At 33.7% G+C, this 23,253-nt stretch carries 22 protein-coding genes, 1 tRNA gene and 1 pseudogene; 21 read left to right on the top strand and 3 right to left on the bottom strand.

Features of this window, described 5'->3' with window-relative positions:
- Positions 1-57: 57 nt before the first annotated feature.
- The 20 genes and pseudogenes from CD121_RS05375 (at position 58) to CD121_RS05300 (ending at position 19,894) form a co-directional block, all read left to right on the top strand.
- Complete coding sequence (locus CD121_RS05375; RefSeq protein WP_126567577.1) at positions 58-1,248, top strand: phage major capsid protein; 1,191 nt, start codon at positions 58-60, stop codon at positions 1,246-1,248.
- A 17-nt stretch (positions 1,249-1,265) separates the two neighbouring features.
- Positions 1,266-1,562 (top strand): phage head-tail adapter protein, encoded by a 297-nt coding sequence (locus tag CD121_RS05370; RefSeq protein ID WP_126567576.1) that lies wholly within the window; start codon positions 1,266-1,268, stop codon positions 1,560-1,562.
- Complete coding sequence (locus CD121_RS05365; protein WP_126567575.1) at positions 1,546-1,911, top strand: head-tail adaptor protein; 366 nt, start codon at positions 1,546-1,548, stop codon at positions 1,909-1,911. Before CD121_RS05370 ends, CD121_RS05365 begins: the two co-directional genes overlap by 17 nt.
- Positions 1,908-2,309, top strand: coding sequence for a hypothetical protein (locus CD121_RS05360; RefSeq protein ID WP_126567574.1), 402 nt, complete (start codon positions 1,908-1,910; stop codon positions 2,307-2,309). Before CD121_RS05365 ends, CD121_RS05360 begins: the two co-directional genes overlap by 4 nt.
- The gene (locus tag CD121_RS05355) at positions 2,306-2,713 is read left to right on the top strand and encodes a hypothetical protein (RefSeq protein WP_126567573.1); all 408 of its coding nucleotides are present in this window, start codon (positions 2,306-2,308) and stop codon (positions 2,711-2,713) included. The genes CD121_RS05360 and CD121_RS05355 overlap by 4 nt, the downstream gene beginning before the upstream one ends.
- A complete protein-coding gene (locus tag CD121_RS05350; RefSeq protein ID WP_246456633.1) occupies positions 2,713-3,327 on the top strand; it encodes a major tail protein in 615 nt (204 codons plus the stop codon). Before CD121_RS05355 ends, CD121_RS05350 begins: the two co-directional genes overlap by 1 nt.
- Positions 3,328-3,398: 71 nt before the next feature.
- Positions 3,399-3,566, top strand: coding sequence for a hypothetical protein (locus tag CD121_RS12230; protein ID WP_185817745.1), 168 nt, complete (start codon positions 3,399-3,401; stop codon positions 3,564-3,566).
- Positions 3,567-3,579: 13 nt separating this feature from the next.
- Positions 3,580-3,939 (top strand): phage tail assembly chaperone G, encoded by a 360-nt coding sequence (gpG, locus tag CD121_RS05345; protein WP_017636890.1) that lies wholly within the window; start codon positions 3,580-3,582, stop codon positions 3,937-3,939.
- A 35-nt stretch (positions 3,940-3,974) separates the two neighbouring features.
- A complete protein-coding gene (gene gpGT, locus CD121_RS12535; RefSeq protein WP_200271292.1) occupies positions 3,975-4,142 on the top strand; it encodes a phage tail assembly chaperone GT in 168 nt (55 codons plus the stop codon).
- Between the two features lie 90 nt (positions 4,143-4,232).
- A complete protein-coding gene (locus CD121_RS05340) occupies positions 4,233-10,727 on the top strand; it encodes a phage tail tape measure protein (protein ID WP_425506997.1) in 6,495 nt (2,164 codons plus the stop codon).
- Positions 10,727-12,217 (top strand): annotated as a pseudogene (locus CD121_RS05335) (phage distal tail protein). Before CD121_RS05340 ends, CD121_RS05335 begins: the two are co-directional and overlap by 1 nt.
- 12 nt (positions 12,218-12,229) lie before the next feature.
- Positions 12,230-16,120, top strand: coding sequence for a phage tail spike protein (locus tag CD121_RS05330; RefSeq protein ID WP_126567570.1), 3,891 nt, complete (start codon positions 12,230-12,232; stop codon positions 16,118-16,120).
- The gene (locus CD121_RS12225) at positions 16,110-16,256 is read left to right on the top strand and encodes a hypothetical protein (protein ID WP_041613899.1); all 147 of its coding nucleotides are present in this window, start codon (positions 16,110-16,112) and stop codon (positions 16,254-16,256) included. Before CD121_RS05330 ends, CD121_RS12225 begins: the two co-directional genes overlap by 11 nt.
- Before the next feature lie 43 nt (positions 16,257-16,299).
- On the top strand, positions 16,300-16,587 hold the full coding sequence (locus CD121_RS05325; protein ID WP_126567569.1) for a hypothetical protein: 288 nt from the start codon (positions 16,300-16,302) through the stop codon (positions 16,585-16,587).
- A gap of 39 nt (positions 16,588-16,626) precedes the next feature.
- Complete coding sequence (locus tag CD121_RS05320) at positions 16,627-17,046, top strand: hypothetical protein (protein ID WP_371683219.1); 420 nt, start codon at positions 16,627-16,629, stop codon at positions 17,044-17,046.
- A complete protein-coding gene (locus tag CD121_RS05315; protein ID WP_046464354.1) occupies positions 17,030-17,431 on the top strand; it encodes a hypothetical protein in 402 nt (133 codons plus the stop codon). The genes CD121_RS05320 and CD121_RS05315 overlap by 17 nt, the downstream gene beginning before the upstream one ends.
- 49 nt (positions 17,432-17,480) lie before the next feature.
- Positions 17,481-17,732: a phage holin gene (locus CD121_RS05310; RefSeq protein WP_015365107.1), complete on the top strand. Its 252-nt coding sequence runs from the start codon at positions 17,481-17,483 to the stop codon at positions 17,730-17,732.
- Between the two features lie 11 nt (positions 17,733-17,743).
- Positions 17,744-19,156, top strand: a complete 1,413-nt coding sequence (locus tag CD121_RS05305) for an N-acetylmuramoyl-L-alanine amidase (protein ID WP_126567568.1) — start codon at positions 17,744-17,746, stop codon at positions 19,154-19,156.
- Positions 19,157-19,375: 219 nt separating this feature from the next.
- The gene (locus CD121_RS12375) at positions 19,376-19,507 is read left to right on the top strand and encodes a hypothetical protein (protein WP_017636879.1); all 132 of its coding nucleotides are present in this window, start codon (positions 19,376-19,378) and stop codon (positions 19,505-19,507) included.
- Positions 19,508-19,696: 189 nt separating this feature from the next.
- Entirely contained in the window at positions 19,697-19,894 is a 198-nt protein-coding gene (locus tag CD121_RS05300) for a hypothetical protein (RefSeq protein ID WP_017636877.1), read from the top strand.
- A 1,172-nt stretch (positions 19,895-21,066) separates the two neighbouring features.
- On the opposite strand, the gene CD121_RS05295 is transcribed toward CD121_RS05300, so the two are convergent.
- Positions 21,067-21,138: transfer RNA gene (locus tag CD121_RS05295), tRNA-Arg, on the bottom strand.
- Between the two features lie 189 nt (positions 21,139-21,327).
- Between CD121_RS05295 and clpP the strand changes: the two genes are divergently transcribed.
- Positions 21,328-21,918, top strand: a complete 591-nt coding sequence (gene clpP, locus CD121_RS05290) for an ATP-dependent Clp endopeptidase proteolytic subunit ClpP (RefSeq protein WP_017636876.1) — start codon at positions 21,328-21,330, stop codon at positions 21,916-21,918.
- A gap of 125 nt (positions 21,919-22,043) precedes the next feature.
- On the opposite strand, the gene CD121_RS05285 is transcribed toward clpP, so the two are convergent.
- Positions 22,044-22,262: a hypothetical protein gene (locus CD121_RS05285; protein WP_017636875.1), complete on the bottom strand. Its 219-nt coding sequence runs from the start codon at positions 22,260-22,262 to the stop codon at positions 22,044-22,046.
- A gap of 16 nt (positions 22,263-22,278) precedes the next feature.
- Positions 22,279-23,178, bottom strand: a complete 900-nt coding sequence (locus tag CD121_RS05280; RefSeq protein WP_126567567.1) for a TIGR01777 family oxidoreductase — start codon at positions 23,176-23,178, stop codon at positions 22,279-22,281.
- Positions 23,179-23,253: the final 75 nt, after the last annotated feature.

The following is a 23,253-nucleotide window of genomic DNA, read 5'->3' as shown; positions in this document are numbered from 1 at the left end:
TCTCGTGAGTAACGGGAGGCTATTTTTAATGTTTAAAATTAAGGAGGAAATAGAAATATGGCTGATATGAAACAAAACGAGCAAAAGCTCAAAAATTATCATGAGCACAAACAAAAATTTGCTAACTTAGTGCAAAATGGTGCAAGTGATGAAGAACAATCAAAAGCATTTGGTGCTATGTTTGACGCTTTATCAAATGACTTACAAGAAGAAATCGAGGATAGAGTTAACAACCGTGTTGTTGACAATGGCATTTTAGCTAAACGTTCTCAAGACCCTTTAACTTCTGAAGAGCGTAAATTCTTCAACGAAATTAATTATGAAGTAGGATATACAGATGACAAAATCTTACCAGAGACTGTTGTTGAACGTGTGTTTGATGATTTACAAAAAGAACATCCGTTATTATCTAAAATTAATTTCCAAAATGCAGGTATTAAAACGCGTGTAATTAAAGCGGACCCTGCTGGTCAAGCGGTATGGGGTAAAATCTTTGGCGAAATTAAAGGCCAATTAGACGCTGCTTTCCGTGAAGAAGACTTCACACAATATAAATTAACTTGTTTTGTAGTATTACCAGATGATTTATCAATCTTTGGTCCTAACTGGATTGAACGTTTCGTACGTACGCAAATTCAAGAAGCTATCTCAGTAGCATTAGAAGCTGCAGTTATTAATGGTGGCGGCGCATCTAAATTACAACCAGTTGGTTTAATGAAAGATATTAATACTGACAATGGTGCAGTTACAGATAAGACATCTTTAGGCACTTTAACATTTGCTGATGCAGATACGACTGTATTAGAACTTAAAGATGTATTGAAAAACTTATCTGTAGATGCAAGAGGCAAGAAATTAAAAATTGATGGTAAAGTAACATTAGTTGTAAACCCTCAAGATGAATGGGATATTCAAGCACGTTACACATACTTAACTGCTAATGGTGGTTTTGTTACTGTATTACCTTATAATGTTTCTGTTGTTGCGTCTGAATTTGTTCCTGAGAAAAAATTAGTCGCTTTTGTAACTGATCGTTACGATGCAGTTCGTGGTGGCGGATTAACAGTTAAGAAATTCAACGAAACTTTAGCTTTAGAAGACGCAGTATTATTCACTGCTAAAACATTTGCGTATGGTCAACCAGCAGATAATAAAGCTTCTGCAGTTTATGATTTAAATGTCGCTACTGGACCTAAATCACAAACAGCAGCAGGTGGTACAACTGACGGCAAAACGCCAACTGCATAAGGATTGAGGTGATGTAAATGGAACGCATCACAGATGAATTATTAGATGAATTTAAAGATTACACTAAAATCTCACATGACACAGAGGACGAGTATTTAAAAAATCTTTTGAAGAAGTCATACAGTAATCTTGTGTCGAGGTTTGGCGAGTTTAACATCTATGAGAATTTAGAAGGTCAAGACTTAGTCTTTGCAAGATCATGTTATGCATATGAAGATTTGCTTGAGTATTTCAATGATAACTACCAAGATGATTTGATTAACTTTGGTTTGAATAATGTGACTGGAAGTGGTACACATGAGAACACCATTTAAGAAGCCATTCATAACAACTAAAAAGTTAAATACTAGAGTTCATTTTTATGAGTATCAAGCAAATAAAGGTCCAGAGGCAGGCGTTAAACGTAAGAAAATTTTATACAGTTGTTGGGCATACGTCCCACAATGGAAGATGACAGAGTTACAAAACGCTATTGCCAATGGTACTGAACATGATGTGAAGATATTTATCAGAGAAACACATGGGCAATATATACCATCAGAGAGGCACTATATTAATGTGGAATCGCCTTACATTACGCAAGACTTAAACATTAAATTAGTACAACCCGATGTTGAGAATGAAGATTTCTTAATGATTTTGGGTGGTGTGACAACATCATGAGTATAAAGTTTGATGAAAAAGCAGTGATGAAAGAACTTGAGAAAAAGTTTAATAAGACGAGAATGCGAAAGATATACGATGAGGCTTTAATTGCAGCAGGTAAAGTGATACTTGAAGCGGTTAAAGCTAATATTCGTTATTTTAGAGATACAGGTGCTGAGTATGGTGAAGTAAAACTATCTAAACCAATGTGGGAAAATGGTGCGCGATCCATTCGCTTGTATTGGGAAGGTGAAAAACACAGGTATGCTATTGTTCATTTAAACGAAAAAGGTTTTCACAATAAAAGTGGTAAGTTTATTAAGCCAAAAGGTATGGGAGCGATAGATAAGGCTATCAGAAGTGCAAGAAACACTTTTTACAAAGTCATTCAAGAAGAGGTGAAAAAAGCGTTATGATTGATATACTAAACGTTATATATGAAAAATTAACTAGTAATGACGCTTTGATGCGACTTGTAGATGAGGAGAACATTAAGTTTAATGATTACCCTGATGTACAAGACATCATTAAACCTTATATTGTATTAGATGACTTTGACGACCCTATACCTGAGACATATATTGACGGAGATAGATACGCTTATAGTTATATCGTTCAAATCGATGTGTTTGTTAAATACTCAGATGATTACAATGCAAGACTAAGAAGAAACGAAATATCGCAATTGATTAGTGATTTATTATGGAAATATTTAAAAGTTAGCCAAGTAACAAACTTAGGCAATGAATATAATAAGGACTTTAGCCTGTATCGTTCAACGAGACGATATGAGGCTATTTTTTATAAGGAGGAAAATTAATTATGGTCAAACAAGCAAAAACGCCACGTTCATATATTAATATTAAGGATTTAGGGTTCGCAGTATTAACTACAGATGAAGTAGGTAATATGGTTTACGAAAAAGTAACTCAAACAAGAGGTTTACAAGAAGTTTCTGTTGAATCTGGTGGAGAAATCGTTAATGCTTATGCAGATGGCGGTATCATTGAATCAGGTACAACTGATGGTGAAGCTTCAATCAACTTAACTATGCATGCATTCCCACAAGAAATCAGAGAAATTATCTTCAATGAAGTTTACGACGAAAATGGTATCTATGAAGAATTAAAAGGTAAACAAAGTAACTATGTTGCTGTTTGGTTTAAACGTGAACGTCGTGATGGTTCATTCCAGCGTGTCGGTTTAACGAAAGTTATGTTCTCCGAACCGAAAATGGAAGGTCAAACTGCAGAAGATAAATGGGAATTCTCTCAAGAAGAAGTTGAAGGTACTGCAATGCATCGTATTGGCGACGACAAACGTAAAATCATTTTTGATTCTAAGTCTAAAGATGATGATGAGTCAGAATTCTTCAAACGTTTATTACTAGGTGCTTACGATTCTAAAACAGAGGTAGCAACACCAACTGCATAATTGATTTATGGCGACTTTAATCGGTCGCCTATTTTTGTATACAAAAATAACAACTCTTAAGGAGTGATTAAATGGCCAAATTTAAAGTTTTAGCAGATTGTAAAGATAAAAAGACCGACAGATCATATAAACAAAATGAAGAAGTAGACGCAACAGTAAAAGAGATTAACGATTTTGAAAAGCGTTTAGAAAAAGCAGGACATGAAACACCATTTTTTGAAAGATTATATAACAAATAAGGAGAGAAATAAAATGGCTAAATTAAAACGTAACTACATTCAATTAGTAGAAAACCCAAAAGCTGAAGAAATTAAAATGGAGACTTTCTTAACACCACACTTTATTCCAATGGATGTACTTTATGAAGCAACAGACATCATGGCAGAGTTAGAACGTGTGGAATCAGGAGAAGTTGAAATGAGTTTTAAAGAACAATTAGATAAATTAATCGATGTTGTTGTGAAAATTTACGGTGGTCAATTCACTGCAAAAGACGTAAAAGCTCGATTACATGCACCAGATGCAGTAACTGCTTTACAAAGACAAGTTGAATTCATCGCAAATGGACAACAAGACGAAGAAACAAAAAAGTTTATTCAGAGCATCAGTTAAACCAATTAGATGAAGACGATTTAACTTACTCAAGTATGTTAAATCATTTAGATATTGTTGTCAGAGATTTAGTAAAGGAAGGAAAGGATGTTAATGAAGTGTTAAATATGCCTTATCACTATGTATTACAAATACTAGATGAACGTAACACTAATAAAGTCACTTCCGATGCTAAAGCAGATGCAATATTTGCAAATTTCTAGCCTTAGCATAATTGCTAGGGCTTTATTTTTTTATCCTATTTTAAGAAAGGGGGACAATGAGTGGCAGATATTAAAGGTTTATCCATATTAATGAATATGAAAGATGTTGGGGTTGAGCGTTCTCTCAAACAAATCAAAGCTCAATTCAAAACATTAAGTAGTGAGATGACAAGATCTAATGCAGATTTTAAAAATACTGAACGTTCAATGAGTAACTTAAATACTAGAACTAAAGAGTTAAGAAAAGGTATTGATGTTACTGAAAACAGTATGAAAGACATTGCCAATCAATTGAAAAAAATGTCTACAGAAGAACAACGTTCAAGTGTAGAAGCGGAAAAGCTAAGATTGGAGTATAGTCGTCAAAATAGAGCCTTAAATATGTATCAAAGACAGTTAAATCAAACAGAAACAGAATTAAATCAGTTTGGTCAATCAACAAAACGAACTGTATTTTCTATGGAGAAGATAGATAATGTTTTGGGTACGATGAGACGTCAATTAAATATTACAAATATGGCTTTTGAACGCGGAGAGAAGTCTACAAAAGGCTACGAAAGCTATTTAAACAGCTTAAATGTCGTAATAGAAAAGCATAAACGTACAATCCAAACGCTTGAAACAAGATATCGTAATGTGGCGAGACAACAAGGTGTGAATAGCCAAGAGGCTTTACAGTTAAGACAAAAGATACTTCAAGAAAAGCAATCTTTAGACACCTTAGAGGGACAATACCGTCAAACTTCAGCTCAAGCACAACGGTTTGCAATGGAACAAAAGTCTGCAACGATGTCTATGACTCAAATTAGACAAAAGATTACACAAGTAGCACAATCTTTACGTATTAGTGCTAATAATTTTAAGTTGTCAGGCCAAACGGCAAGTGCCTATAAAGCGAAAATTGAATCGCTAAATAATGGTATGAAACAACAACAACTCATTGTTCAGAATTTAGCAAAACAATATGATTACGCTAAGCATCAGTATGGTGCAACAAGTAAAGAGGCTCAAGAGCTAGGTGTTCAATTAAGTGAAGAGCGACTTAAACTTAAAAACTTAGGTGTTGAATTAAATAGTACAACTCAAGCTCATAGACGTTTGAAAATGGAACAACAACAAGGTATTTCTTCCATGTCTCAAATTCGTAATAAAATGACAGATTTGAATAACACTTTAACTTTATCTAGAAGTAATTTTTCTAAAGCAGGAGAAAGTGTAAATAGTTATAAAAATCATTTGATTACGTTAAAGAACAACATGACACAACAAAAGACAGTTTTAAGAGAATTAACCGCTCAATACAATTTTGTAGCAAATGCTCAAGGTAAAAACAGTCAAGAGGCACGTGAACTTGCAAGTGCAATTGTCCAACAAAAAGTTAAAATGAATGAGCTTGAATCTGAGATACGCCAAACTGGACATGCTTATAATGAGTTGTCTCAAAAGCAACGTAATGCACAGGCTTTAAGCACAAGTGGATTTGGTAGATCAATACAAAGCGTCAACAAATATAGAGATTCAATCAATAGTGCAGGAATGGCTATGAGGAATATAGGCTCTAACATGTCTATGTATATTTCTTTACCAGTAGTTGCAGGATTTGGTGCTGCAATTAAAAAAGGCATGGACTTTGAATCTCAAATGGCTAAGGTTGGTGCTATTGCAGGAGCAAGTAAGGGTCAATTAAAAGCAATGACTGATCAAGCTATTGACTTAGGTGCTAAGTCTGTATTTAGTGCGTCTGAAGTTGGTAATGGTATGAAAGAATTATCAGCATTGGGCTTTAACGCTAAACAAACAATGTCTGCGATTCCAGGTGTTATTGATGCAGCAGCAGCAAGTGGTGCAGACATGTCTACTACTGCAACTATTATGGCGTCTACAATGAACTCATTTGGTTTAGAAGCGTCTAAATCGGGTCATATCGCTGATGTATTAGCTATGAGTGCGAATAAATCTGCCGCAGATGTAAGTTACATGGGAGAGGCATTAAAATATGCAGGTTCTCCAGCTCATTCTCTAGGCATGAGTCTTGAAGATACATCTAGTGCCATCATGGCAATGAGTAATGCAGGTTTAAAAGGTGAGCAAGCAGGTACAACGTTACGAGCTTCATTAATTCGATTAGCTAAACCTACCAAAGCGTCACAAAAAGCAATGGACGAACTAGGTATTTCACTTACAGATTCTAAAGGTAAGTTTGTTGGCATGCCTGCTTTAGTAGGACAATTCCAAAAAGGCTTGCAAGGTATGACGAAAGAGCAAAAACTTGCAGCCGTATCTCAAATTGTTGGTACTGAATCAGCTAGTGGTTTCTTAGCAATGATAGATGCGGGTCCAGAGAAAATAGGCAAATATAGTAAATCTCTTAAAAATTCAGATGGTGCAAGTAAAGAAGCAGCAGACAAGATGAACAATACACTTAAAGGTGCCGTTGAACAACTTGGTGGTGCGTTTGAATCATTAGCAATTAAGATCACTCAAAGCAATGGTGGGCCTTTAACAGGTTTGATTCATGTGTTGACAGGAATCATAGGTGCGATTACAAAATTACCTGGACCAGTAATACAAGTTATCACAGTTTTTGCAGGATTGGTTGCAGCAATAGGACCGTTGCTTATAATGACTGGTGCGGTTGCTAATGGAATTACAGGAATAGCAGGAGCTATGAAATTACTGAATGAACTAGGTGCAGGCGAAGGCATTATGGCAGGGTTTAGAAATGGAATATCTAAAGCTTTAGGACCAATTAGAACGATGATAGGTTTACTAAGAGCTCAAGCAGTTGCTGCATGGGCGTCACTAGGACCTTATGCATTAATTGCAGGGGCTATTGCAGCCGTTGGAGCGGCGTTTTATGTCGCTTATAAGAAATCTGAGACCTTTAGAAACATAGTTAATGCCGTTATCACACCTGTTAAGAATGGGTTTATCGCTTTATGGAATGTTATTAAACAGTTTGGTAGTGCTATTAAATCAGTCTTTAGTGGTGACACTGCAGGTGGATTTAATATACTTAAAAAAATATTACCTGAAGAAGCGGCAAGACAATTTACATCTACTCTTGTAATGTTACGTGGCCCCTATAATCAGTTTATCTCGTTTGTTCGCTCTACTGCAGTAGCTATTGGTTCATTCTTTAAAGCTTTTTGGCAAGATAATGGGTCAACAGTTATTAATGCCTTTAATGCAGTTAAAAGTGCAGTAGGTTTAATATTGAATACATTATTCAATGTGGTTATCAAACCTATACTTAATGGTATTAGAAGCGCGTTCAGTATTGTGTTTGGTGGCATCAAAGCAATTGTTATCAATGTGTTTACTGGTATACGAATGATTGTTCAGGGCAATTTAACTGCTATAAGTGGAGTAATTAAGCTATTTAAAGGAATTTTCACTGGCGATTTTGGTTTAATGTGGCAAGGCATTAAACAAATATTCAGTGGTGCATTAATGGCAATTGGTGGATTAGTTCGAATGACATTTGGCAATCTACTTATTTTCTTAAGAACGATTGGCTTATTAATGCTTACTGCAGTACGCACTGTTTGGAATGTAATTAAAAATGTAATTATTAGTTCAGTTCGAATTTCTGTTAACGTAGCTAAAGCACTTATGGGTTGGTTGCGCAACTCATTTGTAGCTATATGGAATGGTATTAAAACTGTCAGTATAGTAATTTGGAACGGAATCAAAAATGCAATAGTTGGTATAATACGATTAATGATTGCTATTGCTAAGCGTGTAATAGGTGGATTAAGATCTTTTATCGTTAGTGCTTGGAATTTCATTAAAGCAGTTTCTATTCGCGTTTGGAATGCAATTAAAAACGGTGTTGTTGGAGCTATACGAGGTTTATCTAACGGAGTACGTAAAATTATTACCACTTTACGCGGTTGGATTGTTTCGGTTTGGAGCTACATCAAAAACAAAGTTATTGCTTTAGCCAAAGCTTTAAGTACTGGTGTAAAACGTGCGTTTAATAATCTTTGGGGAACAATTAAAAAGATATTTGGTGCTATCCGTAATTTTACAATCAAAGTATGGACGTATATTAAGAATAAGGTTATTGCTTTAGCAAAAGGCCTTTATAATGGTGTAAAACGTGCGTTTACTGGTACATGGAACTTTGTAAAGCGTGTATTTAATAATATAAAAAACTTTTCTGTTAAAGTATGGGGTTATATAAAAAATAAAGTTGTTAATTTTGCTAAAGGTTTATTTAACGGTGTAAAAAGATACTATAATAATTTATGGAACAATACTAAATCGGTATTTGGTAAATTACGTGGTTGGCTTACTAAAACTTGGAAAAATATCAAAAATTCTGTAATAAATTACGCTAAAAACCTTTGGAGTGGCGTTAAAAATACATGGAATCGTTTAAAAAGTGGTACAAGTAGCATATTCGGTAGAGTAAAAAGTGATACCATTTCTAAATGGAAAGGTATAAAAAATTCTGTAACTGGTCTTGCAAAAAGTTTATGGAGCAGTGTTAGAAATACATTCAGAAATATGGCTAGTGGATTAAAAACTTTAATCGGAAGAATTAAAAGCCATATCGGTGGCATGGTCAGTGGTGTTAAAGGTGGATTAAATAAATTAATCAAAGGTGTTAACTGGGTAGCTGGAAAATTAAGTATGGATAAATTGCCATACATTAAATTACACACTGGTACTGAATCTACTCATACTCAAAATGTTGTAACTAATGGAAAAATTAATCGCGATACATTTGCTACAGTTGGAGATAAAGGTCGAGGAAATGGTCCAGGTGGCTTCCGACATGAAATGATACGTTACCCTAATGGAAAAACTGCTATCACACCTAATAGAGATACAACAGCTTTCTTACCTAAAGGCTCATCAGTATTAAATGGAGCTCAAACACATAGTATTTTAAATAGTAACCCTCAATTTTCTAAAGGCTCATTACCTAGATTTGCAGGCGGCACTGGTTTTAATTTATTAGGTGGAGGTAAGAAACCTAAAAAACATAAACACGGCGATAGTGTTGTCGGCGATGTAATGGGAAATGTTAAGAAAACTGTTGGTAATGTAGGCAAAGAAGCTAGTGCCATTACAGGTAAGGTTGTTAAAAGCGGGAAAGCTATTGTAGATAAAACACTAGAAACTGCAGGTAAAGGTAAAGACTGGCTAAAAAAATCTGTTGGTGATGTGTTGGACTACATAGAACATCCAGGGAAATTACTTAATAAAGTCCTTCAAGGTTTTGGTATTAGTAAGGATAGTTTCGGTATAAGTAAGGCCGCCGAACTACCATACAATATGATGACTGGTATGTTTAAAAAACTTAAAGAAGCTGCTACTAAAAAAATTGGAGAATGGCTAGAAGATAGTGGTGGTGGCGACGGTGGTTACATTGACTTATCTAAAGGTATCAACTTTGGATTTGCAAGAACTGCTGCTGAAGCTGCAAAAGCTGGATATCCATTCCCACGTCCACACCATGGTTTAGATATTAACTATAAACATGACAAAGTTTATTCAACGATGTCAGGTACTGCTCGAGCTTTCCAAGGCTGGAGTGGTGGTTTTGGTAACCATATGGAAGTAACCAACGGTAATGTTAAGTCTATCTATGGTCACTTGCACAAACTAGCATTTACAGGTACCAAAAAAGTACATCCAGGAACCTACTTAGGTATATCAGGTGGTAGTCCTGCAGAAGACGGACAAGGTGCAGGCAGCTCTACTGGACTTCATTTACACTATGAAATGCAGTGGGGTGGAGTAGCAAAAGACCCTACAAGTTGGTTGAAAAAACATAATGGTGGTGGAGGTGGCGGTCAAAATAAAGCTGCTTCCAAATGGAGAGGTGATATTCGACGTGCAGCTAAACGCATGAAAGTAAACCTTTCAGGAAGAGAATTGAATGGTATCATCGCTCAAATTCAACGTGAGTCAAATGGTAACGCAGGTGTTACTCAAGGTAATATTGGTGATATAAACAACTTACGTGGTACACCTGCACAAGGATTACTTCAATATGTGCCTAGTACATTCAGAAGTTATGCAGTAAGAGGTCATAAAAATATTAAAAATGGTTACGATCAATTATTAGCATTCTTCAATAACTCAAATTGGCGTAGAGATTTACCTTACGGACGTTCAGGTTGGGGTCCTAGTGGACATCGTAGATTTGCTACAGGAGGCTTAATCAAAAATGCAGGTTGGTATAACATTGCAGAAGGTGGGTATCCAGAATGGATAATCCCAACAGATCCATCACGACGTGGAGATGCCATGAAAATGTTGGCTTTAGCCGCTCAAGATATCCAAAGAGGTCGTTCTAATACAAGTAGTAATAAACGTCCTAACCAATTACCTAATATTAATAGTGGTAGTGATGATAGTTCGATACTTATGCAAATGGTTGCACAACAACAAGAACAAATAGCATTACTTACACAGTTAGTTACTAGCAATCAAGCTATTGCAGATAAGGACTTCAAACCTGCTATTGATCAATTCACTCATGAAAGACAAGTGTTTAACAGTATAGATAAATATGAAAGACAGAAATCAAGAAAGCAAAATTTTAAACCAGGGGAGGTTAGATAATGCTTGATACAATCAAAGTTAATAACAAAACACTTCTATGGTTAGTTGTTGAAAGAGGGTTTAAAATACCCTCTTTTAATTTTGCATTAGAAACCGAAGAGGTTGCAGGTCGTCCAGGAAGTATTGTTAAGAATAGAAACTTAAAAGAAATCAAATTTGAGTTACCATTGATCGTTCATAATGACTACTTATCTCATGGTGGTATTAAAACGCATGATGATGTGTTAAATGAATTAGTTCGATTCTTTAATTATGAGGAATCAGTTCCACTGCAATTTACTTAACAAGATTGGTACTGGAATGCATATTTTGAAGGCCCTATAGAATTAAAAAAAGATAAATATGGATTTTATTCTTTTACAATTTCTGTTGTCTTAGCAGACCCTTACAAATACGCCGTTAAAGGCACCAAAAACACTGCCATTTCAGACCAAGTCAGTGCAGTTAGTACAGGAACCGCAGATAGTCCAGTAATTATTCAAGCAACAGCATTACAAAATGCAAGTTATTATATGATTACTAAGAACGATGAAGATTACTTCATGATTGGCGACGATGACTTGGATAAACCAGTTGAAGATTACTCTCCAATTCTTTGGAATAATGAGATGCGAGCTTTTACAGGTTGGGGAAAACAATCAGGGAGCACCATCAATGATAATTACACAGGCGGTACCAATGGTGGTAGTTTTGAAATGAGTTCATCAAACGATGCATTTAAATTAAAACAAGATAGTATCACATCGACAACAGGTTGGAATGGCGCAGAATATAAACACAGTTTTGGTAAATCTGCACAAGATTTTGTTTCCACTTGTAAAATTCATGTGAATCAAAAGAAAAAAGGTTCTACACATTGTGCTCAATACTTATATGATACAGACAATCGCCTAATTGCTAGTATCGGCTACCGAAATACTAGAGCAAGCCAAGCGATTGGTGGTATTGTAATTACATTATTTGATCAGTTAGGTCAACAGAAAAAGATTTACGAATATACGAACTCACCTATGTTTTATAAATGGGATGACATTGTCATATACATGCGATTAGAACGTGCAGGTACAACCTTTAAAATCAAAACATGGAAATATAAAGAGCTCGAATATCCTAAGCGTGTTATTCCAGTTGATGTAAATGAAAAACAATGGGAAGACAGTGGTAAATTTTATCAACGTCCTATCGCGGCCGTAAGTGTTTATACTGCAAAAAACGGTACGAATTATCATATGCCAACATATATTTTAGGTAGTTACACTCATGAGAAGTTACCTAAACCGCCTAAAGCACGTGACATGATAATTAAAAAAGGTGATGTGATTAACATTAATACACAAGATAAAACTGTGACGATTAATGAAGATCCATCACTTGATTTAAAAACGTTTGGTAGTGATTTTTTTAATATCAATAGTGGTTATAACGAATGTATCATCTATCCAGAAAAAACTTTTGATACTACCGTTTATTGGCAAGATAGATATTTATAAGGAGGTGACAAAATGAAACATACAGGCATTCATATTTTAGATTTCAATGACAAAATCATTGATTATATTAGTCGTGATGACGGCGCATTATTAAATGCAGTGATGAGTACCAACGCCGAAGAAAAATCAGAAACATTCGATTTCACAATGTTAAATGATCGTGCTGAACATTTGCGTGAACGTAATCGTATTATTGTACAAGATAATAATGGTGTTTATCGTGAGTTCATTATTTCTCATGTGGTAGATAACTTTGATGGTACAACTGATGTAGAAAGTAATGCATCATATTTAGAAGATATCGACAAATCACGTCCAATTAAACCTGGGAAATATAGTTCGTATAGCACGTCTCAAGCCTTGAATGAGACGCTGCGTAATACTGGTTGGGAAATGTCAGATGACACTGAACATGGTGGTATGAGAACAACATCATGGACATCTTATTCAACGCCGTATGAAGTTATCAACATGTTATGCACAACGTATAATATGGTAGCAGATTATTATATTGAACTCGGTTCACATACAGTTGAGCATAGATATGTATCACTTAAGCAACCAAAGAACTTATTTAAAGGCAAAGAAATCACTAAAGGTAAAGACTTAACTGGAATGACACGTACCGTTGATATGTCAGAAGTACGGACTGCATTATTTGCTATTGGTCCTGAAAACGACACTGGACAAAGATTAGAAAAAATAGTTACAGATGATGACGCTCAGGCACAGTTTGGATTGCCTGGGCGTTATTTATGGAGTGTATATGAGCCTGAATCAGACGATAGTAATATGACTGATGAGCGTTTAACCACACTCGCTAAAACAGAATTAAATAAACGTAATAAATCGGCAATCAGTTATGAAATTACTTCCACAGACATTCATAAACATTATCCTGAAATGGTCGTTTCGCTACACGACACTGTGCGTATTAAAGATAGAGATTTCAGACCACCGCTTTATATAGAAGCAGAAGTCATTGGTGTAGATTATGATTTACTCACTGATGAAAGTAGTTATAAATTCGGGAATGTGGTTGAATATGAAGAAAGTAGTTTACGAGATATATTCAATAAAAAACTTGCCGATATAAGTAAGAAATTGAATGATAACGTAACGAATATGAATACAATTGTTAATGATTTAGTTGCAGGCCAATTAGAATACTTTGAACGTAAGATATTCAAACAAGATACGCCACCAGAAAATCCGGCTAACGATATGCTTTGGTACGATACGAGCAATCCTAATGTTGCAGTGTTACGTCGTTATTGGAATGGTGAATGGTTAAATGAAACTGTAGATGATGTTGAGAAAATCGGAGGTATCACGAGAGAGAAAGCTCTACTAAGTGAATTACAAAACACATTTGCTAACCTTTCAATTCAACATAGTAAGATATTGAATGATACAAACGAAGTATTAAACAGTGAATACTTGGTTGATACAGATCTTAAAAACAAACTTCAAACTGAAATTAATAATATTGATGAAATCTATCTAAGTATTCAAAGTGATTTAAACGCTATGACTCCAGATACTGCTACTATTGGTGCTTTAATAGATGTTCAAAGTCAATTTAGTTCCTATAGACAAAAGTTACAAAATTTATATAAAGCTATGCGTGACGCTCAACTTTCTGCAGATAAACGATTGCAGTTACTTCAATCCCAATATACTGATGAGAAATTTAATGACGCATTGAATAAAGTGGCTGCTAAATTTGGGTTAACTATTGATGAAAATAACAATATGATCGGCACACCAGATGTTATAGAGAAAGCCGTTCAAGCTTCACGTGAGGACACAGAAGAACAGTTGAAAAGTTATGTAAAAAGCATAGATTATCAAACTGATCAAAACGGTATTGTTCAACGGCTGGATAGTGCCGATAGTGAAAGATTACAATTAAGCAATCAAATTAGCGATAAAGTCAGTATAAGTGAGTATCGTAATTTAAAAGTAGGTGGAAGAAATTATTTAGCAAATGACAATTTAGAATTTGGGTTATTAAATGTTACGACTGGAGCGCCTGCTAATTCTGTTACTACCAGAGTTAGAAATATTAACTTTATAAATGTAGAATCTGAAAACTATATTATTAAAATAAATAGCCCTATAACTGGTAAAACAGTTCAGTGTTGGCTCTTTGCTTATGATGATAACAATAACGTTGTCTATTCATCGGGATATAAAGATTTAAATCCAAGTTTGTCATTTGCATTTAAATCTGAATACAAGAAAATAAAATTCCAATTTAGGTATACAGATAATTCTGTAATGACGTTAGATGATATCAGAAATGCAAAAATTAAATTTGAAAAAGGTACTATTCCAACTGATTATGATATAGCACCGGAAGAAACAGATACCAAACTTACCAATATGAATACTTCTATCAGTCAAAACGGTAAAGATATACAACAACGTGCAACTAAAGAAGAACTCAACTCTAGCAAAAAAACGCTATCTAAAGTCATATCGGACTTCACAAACAATGTTGCTACAGGTATGACATTCACATACGACGAAAATGGCGCAATTCAATTAATGAATATTGGTAGTGACGGTATCAAGTTGAAAGGCGATAAAGTCGATATCACAGTGAATAAAGACTTTAATGTGACAACACAGAAGTTAGACAACAAAGTTGGTAAAGATGAAATTGTAAATAGACTTAACCTTTCAAATGAGGGTTTAAATATAGATGTAAACAAATTAGGTATTCGTGGTGGAGATGATAAGACCTATCTTACTATCCAAAATAAACGTATTTTATCTAAAGGTTATTTCACTAGAACTTGGGCGAACGTAACAGACACATCAAATTTAACGGTTGGTATTAGAGATGGTTATATTATGGCTTCAAATGAAGATACAGGATATAACTTATATATGACAGAAAAAGGTTTGTCCACAATGATGAGTGGTGCAGGAGATGAAACTGCAGGAACGTTAGAGTTTCATTCAACTAAGTATAATGATCGTTCGAGAGGTGTTAGATTACATTCGACTTATGGAGCTGTAGCATTAGAGAGTGATTATAGTAGAATAATTCTTAACTCTAACCTAACTGTTAATATTGAAAGTAATTCCGGTTCTGTTTATGTTAGACCAATGAAAGATAACAGAACAGGTACCAATGAGTTTAGATTTTGGGTTAAAAATAATGATACAGGAGCCGATACCGATGGTGTTTTATCCTATGGTTTGATCACTGGTACGAATAATAGTCCTTATGACTTTGGTTCGGGTATCAGATTTGATAAATCGCCAAAAACGAACTATGTATACGCAACTGATAAAGATGGAAATATTGGCTCAGGAGACTTCTATGCTAGAGCTTTATTAGGTGATTGGTTTGCTAAAAGTTCAAACTTATATGCTTGTGTCGATGACAAGTTAAGAATAACTAATAAATTAAGTTACAATAACGGAAATCCTAATTATAGAGATTTACAATGTAGAGATATTCAATCTAATTCAATAAGACTTAATGATACGGATGGTAAAGACTTTTATATTGGGGTGTCGTCAAACGAGTTACGTGTAACAAACAATTTATTTTGGAATGGTGGAGACACTGGGTATAAACCGGTTAGAGCAAGTGACTTTATTAAAGCCTCAAGTGAGAAGTATAAAAAAGAAATTCAAGAATGGAATTATGACGCATTATCAGTGTTGAGCAACGAACTAAAACTCTATAGTTATAAGTATAAAGATGATGAAAAAGAAGTAATTCATCATGGCCCTGTTATTGGAGATAACTATGATACCCCAGTCGAATTTATACTACAAGATGGCGTTAATACTAACGAAATGTTGTCATGGTCTTTAAGAGCGATACAACAATTAAACGAAAAAGTTGAGAAACTGGAGGAACAAATCAATGAAAGATAACAATAACAATCAATTACAAGCTAATCCACAACTAACAATAGACTTTCTAACACAGGAAGCGGCAAGACTAACGCAAGAAAACGCAATGTTAAAAGCAATCATTCAAGAACAAAATGAAAGTGCTGAGGAAGAGTAATCCTTAGCACTATTTTTATACAAAATTTTAGGAGGTCATTAAAATGGCGAATGAAGTAGTAAATAAAAAAGAAAATTATATTTTAGTACAGGTAAATGAAAAAGGTGTAGAAACTGCGTTAAGTATTGATTATCGTGGACAATTCTTCCCAAGTGTTAACACATCATCTGCTTATAAAGTTGTAGAAAAGGATAAAGCAGATAAGTTAGCTTCAAGATTAAATGCATTGAATGAATTGAATCATGAATTTGGTATAGTTCAAGAATTAATGACAATTAAAGTAGCTAAAGAAATTATAGATATTAATTATACAGAGGAACCACAAGTTTAATGCTTGTGGTTTTATTTTTGAAAACAAAGAGGTGCTAAATTGAAAAAGACTTATTTTGATTATATCCATAAAGTAATCTTATATATGGGCTTTGGGATACTTATGTTCGAAAGAGGTTTCTTTTGGGCAAAAGAACAAGAAGATATATTAGACGATTCACAGTTCTATGTAGCACTTCATAACATCATGCCTATTTGGGTATGGGGTATTCTTGGTATGGTATTTAGTTTAATGTTGATCATCGCTCCTTTTTTCTTACCTAAAAGAGAAATGAATAATACTTTTAATTATTTAATTATGTTGGGCGGTGCAGGTAATGGTTTGTTCTACTTCTTAATGACATCGGCAAGTATATTTCATGCTATTAATTGGCTTACACCATTGCAATTTTCCACACTTGCAGTGCTAAATTTTATAATTTGTGTGCTTGGAGTGATAGGCATTGTCCGAAAACGATGAAAAATATGTGTTGCGACATGAATGGGAGCGTAACACAGGTAAGATATATGAAAGAATCAACGAGAACGATAGAAAACACACAGAGGCAATTAGTAGTTTGAATAACAAAGTGGATAAACAAACGGTAATTCAAGAACAAACCTATGAATCACAAAAGAAACAAGAAAGTCATTTAGAAAAGATTAGTGATAAAATGACAGATTTCGTATCAGAAGTTAACGACTTGAGGTATGAAGTTAAAGGTCACGACGAACAAATAAAAAGTTTCAGTCAAATATTAACTAAAAAACAAACATTCAATGTAGGTATAGCTACTGCAATTGTAACAGGTATATTTGGTTTATTATCTGCAGCAATTGGACTAGCACCTATATTATTTAAGTAAAGTCGGCGTTATGCCGGCTTTTTATTTTACTCAAAAGGAGCATAAACAGATGACTGCAGATAAATTAAAACAATACATTGGATTATTTGGTGGTATGTTAGGGGCTTTATACCTTGCATTAAAAGCAAGTGGTATAGAAGTTCCTTTTTTAATGCCCGATAAATTAGACGCATGGCAAAACTTCGCTACGTCAATAGTACCTTTTGTAATTGCGATATATGGCGTCTATAAAAACACATATGTTATTCACTCGCATTCAAAAGCGCAAGAAGAATACTTAAAAGAAAATAATTTAAAATAGGAGTGTTATCAATGGCTACAGAGAATTGGAAAGGTGTTAAAGTAAGATATCAATTACTAACAAAAGGAACGCGCCGATATGGCGAAACAATGGATGGTGGAAAACCACAATTCATCGTTGCACATGATACTGGTAATATTAATACAACTGCTCAATCGAATGTGACCTATTATGAAAACACTTATAATATACCTTGGAATAACGTAGCTAGTGCTCATATATTCGTTGACGATAAAGAATGTATCATTTGTATACCAACAACAGAGAAAGCTTGGCATGTACTCTATGACGCCCCTACAGATAACATTTGGTACAACAGAGACGCTAATGATGTAGCGATAGGTGTCGAAATATGTTATTTCAGTGATAAAGAACGTAGTAGAAAAACGTTAGATAACGGTGCTAGAATATTAGCATATCTTGCAGAATATTGGCATATTGATTACAAAACTAGAATGCCGGGGCATCAAGATATTCAAGCAGGTAAACAAGATCCAGGCAATGCATTAGAGGCATCGGGGTATGGTAGAAATACATCAAATCTTGATAAGTTAGTAGCTAAATACTACAAACAAAACGTAAAAGTTAAAGCTACACCAGTGAAAGTAGAAAAAGGTGCGACATCATTTACACGTGATGAATTCGTAAAATGGTTAAAATCTACAGTAGATAAACAATATGATTATGATTTATACGCAGCTTTTCAATGTTTCGATTACGCAAACGTAGGTTGGGACAAATTATTTGGTCATGGTCTTAAAGGTAATGGAGCGAAAGATATTCCTTTTAATGCTTATAATAAAGATAAATTTAAAAGTGAGGCTACAGTATTCAAAAACACGCCTAGCTTTTTAGCTAAACCAGGTGATTTAGTCGTTTGGGGCGAACAAATGGGCGATGGTTGGGGTCATGTAGCTTGGGTCGTTGAGGCTACACTTGATTACATCGTTGTACTTGAACAAAACTGGCTCGGTGGTGGTTGGACAAGTGGACCAATCAATAATGGAACCGGTTGGGAAACGGTCACACGTCGTAAACACGAATACGACACGCAAATGTGGTTTATACGTCCTAAATTTAGTAAAAAGAAAACAGAATCTAAATTACTCAAGAAATCGAAAGAGAAAAAGAAAGAAAAACAGATCACATGGAATTGGAAAGGTAGATTTACTACTAATACAACAATCAAAGTAAGACGTAGTCCAAGCGTGAAAGGTTCTGTCGTACCTAGTTCTGATTGGTTGTTATCCAATCAATGGGTAGACTTTGTGAGTATTACTAAAAAAGACGGTTATTGGTGGGCGAAGTTCAAATATCCTACTAATCCATCATCAGGATATTTCTATTGTGCGTTATGTAAAATAACAGACAAACAAGAAAAAATTAAAAATGAGAAGTATTGGGGTTCCATAAACTGGAAATAATATGTTAATATAAATATATAGTTCTGATTAATATAATCACAAAGAACTTTAAAAGTAATTTAACACATTTCCTTTCAATCAAGGGTAGTCCTAGCTACTGCCCTATTTTTTTATGTAAAAATTTAAATAAAACACTTGTAACATAAACAACTGTGCAGTATAATTGTATTTGTAAGTTAGTTAATGACTTACAAACCACCATGAGAGGAGGTGGTTGATTTGGACGACATCATAAAAATGCTGATGCTCATCGTACTTGCTACAGTACAAAGAACACCAGCAATTATAAAACAACTAAGAAAATGGCATCTAGATTATCTTAAAGCCAAGAAAGATAATCAGAAAAAATGATTAATCCAACAGGGGCAAAAGCCCCTACCTCTTTTCATGGTTATTATATTACAGATAGGTGATGAATTCAAATGAATATCATTTTTAAAGTAATGCTTTTAATATTTATTTTATTATTGCCCGAGATAATTAAGTTTGCAAGAATCCAACATATGAAAAAATTAGGGTATAGATATGAAGGTGAAGAACTTGTCAGAATACAAGAAAAAAATAATTGAATTGATTGAAAGTGATATAACAGGATATAAAATATATAAAGCTACTGGTGTATCACAATATGTACTATCACAATTAAGGCAAGGCAAACGTGATGTAGATAATTTAACCTTAAACACTACTGAAAAGCTATACGAATATCAAATTAAAATAGAGGAAAATAATCAGTAATATGCTATAATATAACTAATAACGATAACGTCTTTATGACGGTACTATATTCTATTGCCACATTCTAAATGAATGTGGTTTTTTTATGAATTTAATCGAAAAAAAGACAATTTAGGGTTTCTTCACTGTTAAATAAGTGATACATTTAATTTGTGGTATAATTCCCCAATTATCCACACTCATAAAATCACCATTTTAAACGATTATTATCTTTTCTTTATGCTGGGTAGCCCGAAAGGCTACCTTTTTTATTGTACGTATTCAAAAACAAGCTATAATGAGTGTAGGGATTATTTCAATTTGCATTTAAGGTGGTCAATAGACCGCCTTATTTTTTATACATAAATTTAATGTGTACATAAAAAATATTGTGTGATATATTGGAATAGTGTTTCTTTAGAATATATAACTGTATAAACAACCAACTAATATACTTCATGTTGTTTTTTTGCATTATATTATTAATTGTTGTATTATATAATGTGCATGTATAACCTCATATACTTTGCATTAAAGAGATAATTGTTTTAATTATCTCTTTTTTTTATGTTATTATTTTTTTACATGCAAAGAACTTAGCCTTACGATAATCCCTTTGTAAAACTCAAGCATGTCACTGAGTGTTATTTTCCATGCATTTTAGTAATGCAAAATTTGCGAAATACTCGTAGCCTTTAAGGTGCGAGTATTTTATTTTGCGAATTAATTACCAAAAAACAGTATTTTTATAATGTATTGTCAAAAGTAAAAATATCGTGTATATTAATATTTGAACATTCCAATGTAATTGTAGTGTTCGACTTTAAAGTGTTCTCATAAAATTCTGTTCGTTTAAAGATGCAGTCCAAGGGACTGCTCTTTTTTATATTCAATTATATACATTAATTTTAGATTACTATATTCTATTTCTAGTTAAATTATAAATGTTTTTTTATTCTCAATGTGTTATAATTATTTTCGGAGTTTCAATACTCCATCTCTCACAATAGATCTTCTGTTTAATTTATTTTAACCATACCCTTTTTGGGTGTGGTTTTTTTATTTGGAACTTGGGTCCCTAAAAAGTCCCTAAAAATCTGTTTTATATAGTGTGTTATTAGACGGCAAAATAATAAGAACCCCGTCATTACGGGATTCTTATTTTCAAAAAGTGTTTAATTTTTCGTTATTAGCCCCCTCGAAGGGAATCGAACCCCTATTCTAAGAACCGGAATCTTATGTGTTATCCATTACACTACGAGGGGTAAAGATATAAAGCTTATTTCTGTACTAAATCAATTAAAATAAGTACAATCAAAAATAGTTATTTCTAGTGTACAAAAGTATTTAACTTAACGTCAATGAACAAGTTAAGCTAAAGAGCTTTATTTTTGACCATTTTTGACTTTTAGTTTAAAATTAGGATTAACAGTTATTACAAGGAGGAAATATAAATGAATTTAATTCCTACAGTTATTGAAACAACAAACCGCGGTGAACGTGCGTATGATATTTATTCACGTTTATTAAAAGACCGAATTATTATGTTAGGATCACAAATTGATGATAATGTAGCAAACTCTATCGTGTCACAATTATTATTCTTACAAGCACAAGACTCAGAGAAAGATATTTACTTATATATCAATTCACCAGGTGGTAGTGTAACAGCTGGTTTTGCGATTTATGATACAATCCAACACATCAAACCAGATGTACAAACTATTTGTATTGGTATGGCTGCATCAATGGGTTCATTCCTATTAGCTGCAGGTGCTAAAGGTAAACGTTTTGCTTTACCTAACGCTGAAGTAATGATTCACCAACCATTAGGTGGCGCACAAGGTCAAGCAACTGAAATTGAAATCGCTGCTAACCATATCTTAAAAACACGTGAAAAATTAAACCGTATTTTAGCTGAAAGAACTGGTCAATCTATTGAAAAAATTCAACAAGATACAGATCGTGATAACTTCTTAACTGCAGAAGAAGCTAAAGAATATGGTTTAGTTGATGAAGTAATGGAACCAGAAGGTAAACAATAATTCATTACACAATAACTTTTTAACAAATGATATTCTAAAAGGTGTCAGGACAAATTCAATTGTTCTGACACCTTTTTTAATTAAAAAATACTCAATCAAAGTGCGACTTTGATTGAGTGTCAATTTTATTTATTATAACGTGCTTTGTTGTTGGATTTCTTTGTTTCATTTTTCAATCCACGAATTGAAAAATATAAAACACCTATACCTATAATCATAAAAAGTAAAGAGAGTGATATCATAATAATCGAATGGTCAAACGCAAGTACGCCGTTAATTATACAAATAACGCCTGCTATAATGAGTAAAATATATGTTAATCGATTGTTTTGAGAGTTCTTCATAGATGTACCTCTTATCTTATTTACTAACTAAATCATCAAGTGCACTTTTAAGATTATTATACATGAAATTAAAACCTAGTGCTTGTAGTTTATTTGGTAATACCTTTTGTGTATATAATACTACAGTTGACATTTCACCTAAAACTAATCTCATAGCAAAACCTGGCACCCATGTTTCATGAGGTTTGTGCATAGCTCGACCTAATGTATAGCCAAATAGATTTTGACGTTCAGGAATTGGGGCAGTTAAATTAAATGGTCCATATGCTTTTTCATTACCAATAGTAAATAGAATAGCACGTGTTAAATCATCGATATGAATCCAAGAATACCATTGATATCCAGAACCAAGTTTACCGCCTACATAGAACTGATAGGGTAATTTCATAGTTTGAAGTGCACCACCATCATTAGATAAAATCATACCAAATCGACCTAATACAACTCTAGTTCCAAAGGATTCAAATTGTTGAGCAAATCTTTCCCATTGATAGACGATATCTGATAAAAAGTCGAAAGGTAGCGTTTTAAATAATTCAGTATAACTATGATGATAGTCAGGAGGGTAATAACCCATTGCACTCGCGTTAAATAATACTTCTGGTTTATGTTTTCTTTCTTTAAACAAATCAACTAGCGCTTGAGTAGATTGAATTCTACTTAACATCAAAGTCTGTTTATAATCTTCAGTCCATCGTTTATTAAGTGTAGCGCCTGCTAAGTTAATGACAATATCTACATAGGGAACGTTATTTTCCCAACCTTCTTTAGCCCAATTTACATAAGAAACCTTAGTATCATTAGATTGTTCATCATGTCTAGTTAAAATTGTTATATGGGTATTTGACTTTTTAATTTCGTTTACTAAATGCGAACCAACCATACCCGTTCCACCAGTTATTAAATAATTTTTCATTATTTCACCTCAACTTGAAAATTGTAATTCATAAATTACTTAGTAGTGATTCTAGTTATTCAAAATTTATCCATT

The organism is Staphylococcus pasteuri, from assembly GCF_003970495.1.
GTDB classification, from domain to species: Bacteria; Bacillota; Bacilli; order Staphylococcales; family Staphylococcaceae; genus Staphylococcus; species Staphylococcus pasteuri.
Note: the sequence above shows the minus strand (reverse complement) of the source record. Positions and strands in the feature narration are given on the sequence as shown.

What these genes read in the sequence shown, in the direction of transcription:
- CD121_RS05375 (WP_126567577.1), top strand. Translation starts at nt 58, where the DNA reads ATGGCTGATATGAAACAAAACGAGCAAAAGCTCAAAAATTATCATGAG.
- CD121_RS05370 (WP_126567576.1), top strand. Translation starts at nt 1,266, where the DNA reads ATGGAACGCATCACAGATGAATTATTAGATGAATTTAAAGATTACACT.
- CD121_RS05365 (WP_126567575.1), top strand. Translation starts at nt 1,546, where the DNA reads ATGAGAACACCATTTAAGAAGCCATTCATAACAACTAAAAAGTTAAAT.
- CD121_RS05360 (WP_126567574.1), top strand. Translation starts at nt 1,908, where the DNA reads ATGAGTATAAAGTTTGATGAAAAAGCAGTGATGAAAGAACTTGAGAAA.
- CD121_RS05355 (WP_126567573.1), top strand. Translation starts at nt 2,306, where the DNA reads ATGATTGATATACTAAACGTTATATATGAAAAATTAACTAGTAATGAC.
- CD121_RS12230 (WP_185817745.1), top strand. Translation starts at nt 3,399, where the DNA reads ATGGCCAAATTTAAAGTTTTAGCAGATTGTAAAGATAAAAAGACCGAC.
- gpG (WP_017636890.1), top strand. Translation starts at nt 3,580, where the DNA reads ATGGCTAAATTAAAACGTAACTACATTCAATTAGTAGAAAACCCAAAA.
- gpGT (WP_200271292.1), top strand. Translation starts at nt 3,975, where the DNA reads ATGTTAAATCATTTAGATATTGTTGTCAGAGATTTAGTAAAGGAAGGA.
- CD121_RS05340 (WP_425506997.1), top strand. Translation starts at nt 4,233, where the DNA reads ATGAATATGAAAGATGTTGGGGTTGAGCGTTCTCTCAAACAAATCAAA.
- CD121_RS05330 (WP_126567570.1), top strand. Translation starts at nt 12,230, where the DNA reads ATGAAACATACAGGCATTCATATTTTAGATTTCAATGACAAAATCATT.
- CD121_RS12225 (WP_041613899.1), top strand. Translation starts at nt 16,110, where the DNA reads ATGAAAGATAACAATAACAATCAATTACAAGCTAATCCACAACTAACA.
- CD121_RS05325 (WP_126567569.1), top strand. Translation starts at nt 16,300, where the DNA reads ATGGCGAATGAAGTAGTAAATAAAAAAGAAAATTATATTTTAGTACAG.
- CD121_RS05310 (WP_015365107.1), top strand. Translation starts at nt 17,481, where the DNA reads ATGACTGCAGATAAATTAAAACAATACATTGGATTATTTGGTGGTATG.
- CD121_RS05305 (WP_126567568.1), top strand. Translation starts at nt 17,744, where the DNA reads ATGGCTACAGAGAATTGGAAAGGTGTTAAAGTAAGATATCAATTACTA.
- clpP (WP_017636876.1), top strand. Translation starts at nt 21,328, where the DNA reads ATGAATTTAATTCCTACAGTTATTGAAACAACAAACCGCGGTGAACGT.
- CD121_RS05285 (WP_017636875.1), bottom strand. Translation starts at nt 22,262, where the DNA reads ATGAAGAACTCTCAAAACAATCGATTAACATATATTTTACTCATTATA.
- CD121_RS05280 (WP_126567567.1), bottom strand. Translation starts at nt 23,178, where the DNA reads ATGAAAAATTATTTAATAACTGGTGGAACGGGTATGGTTGGTTCGCAT.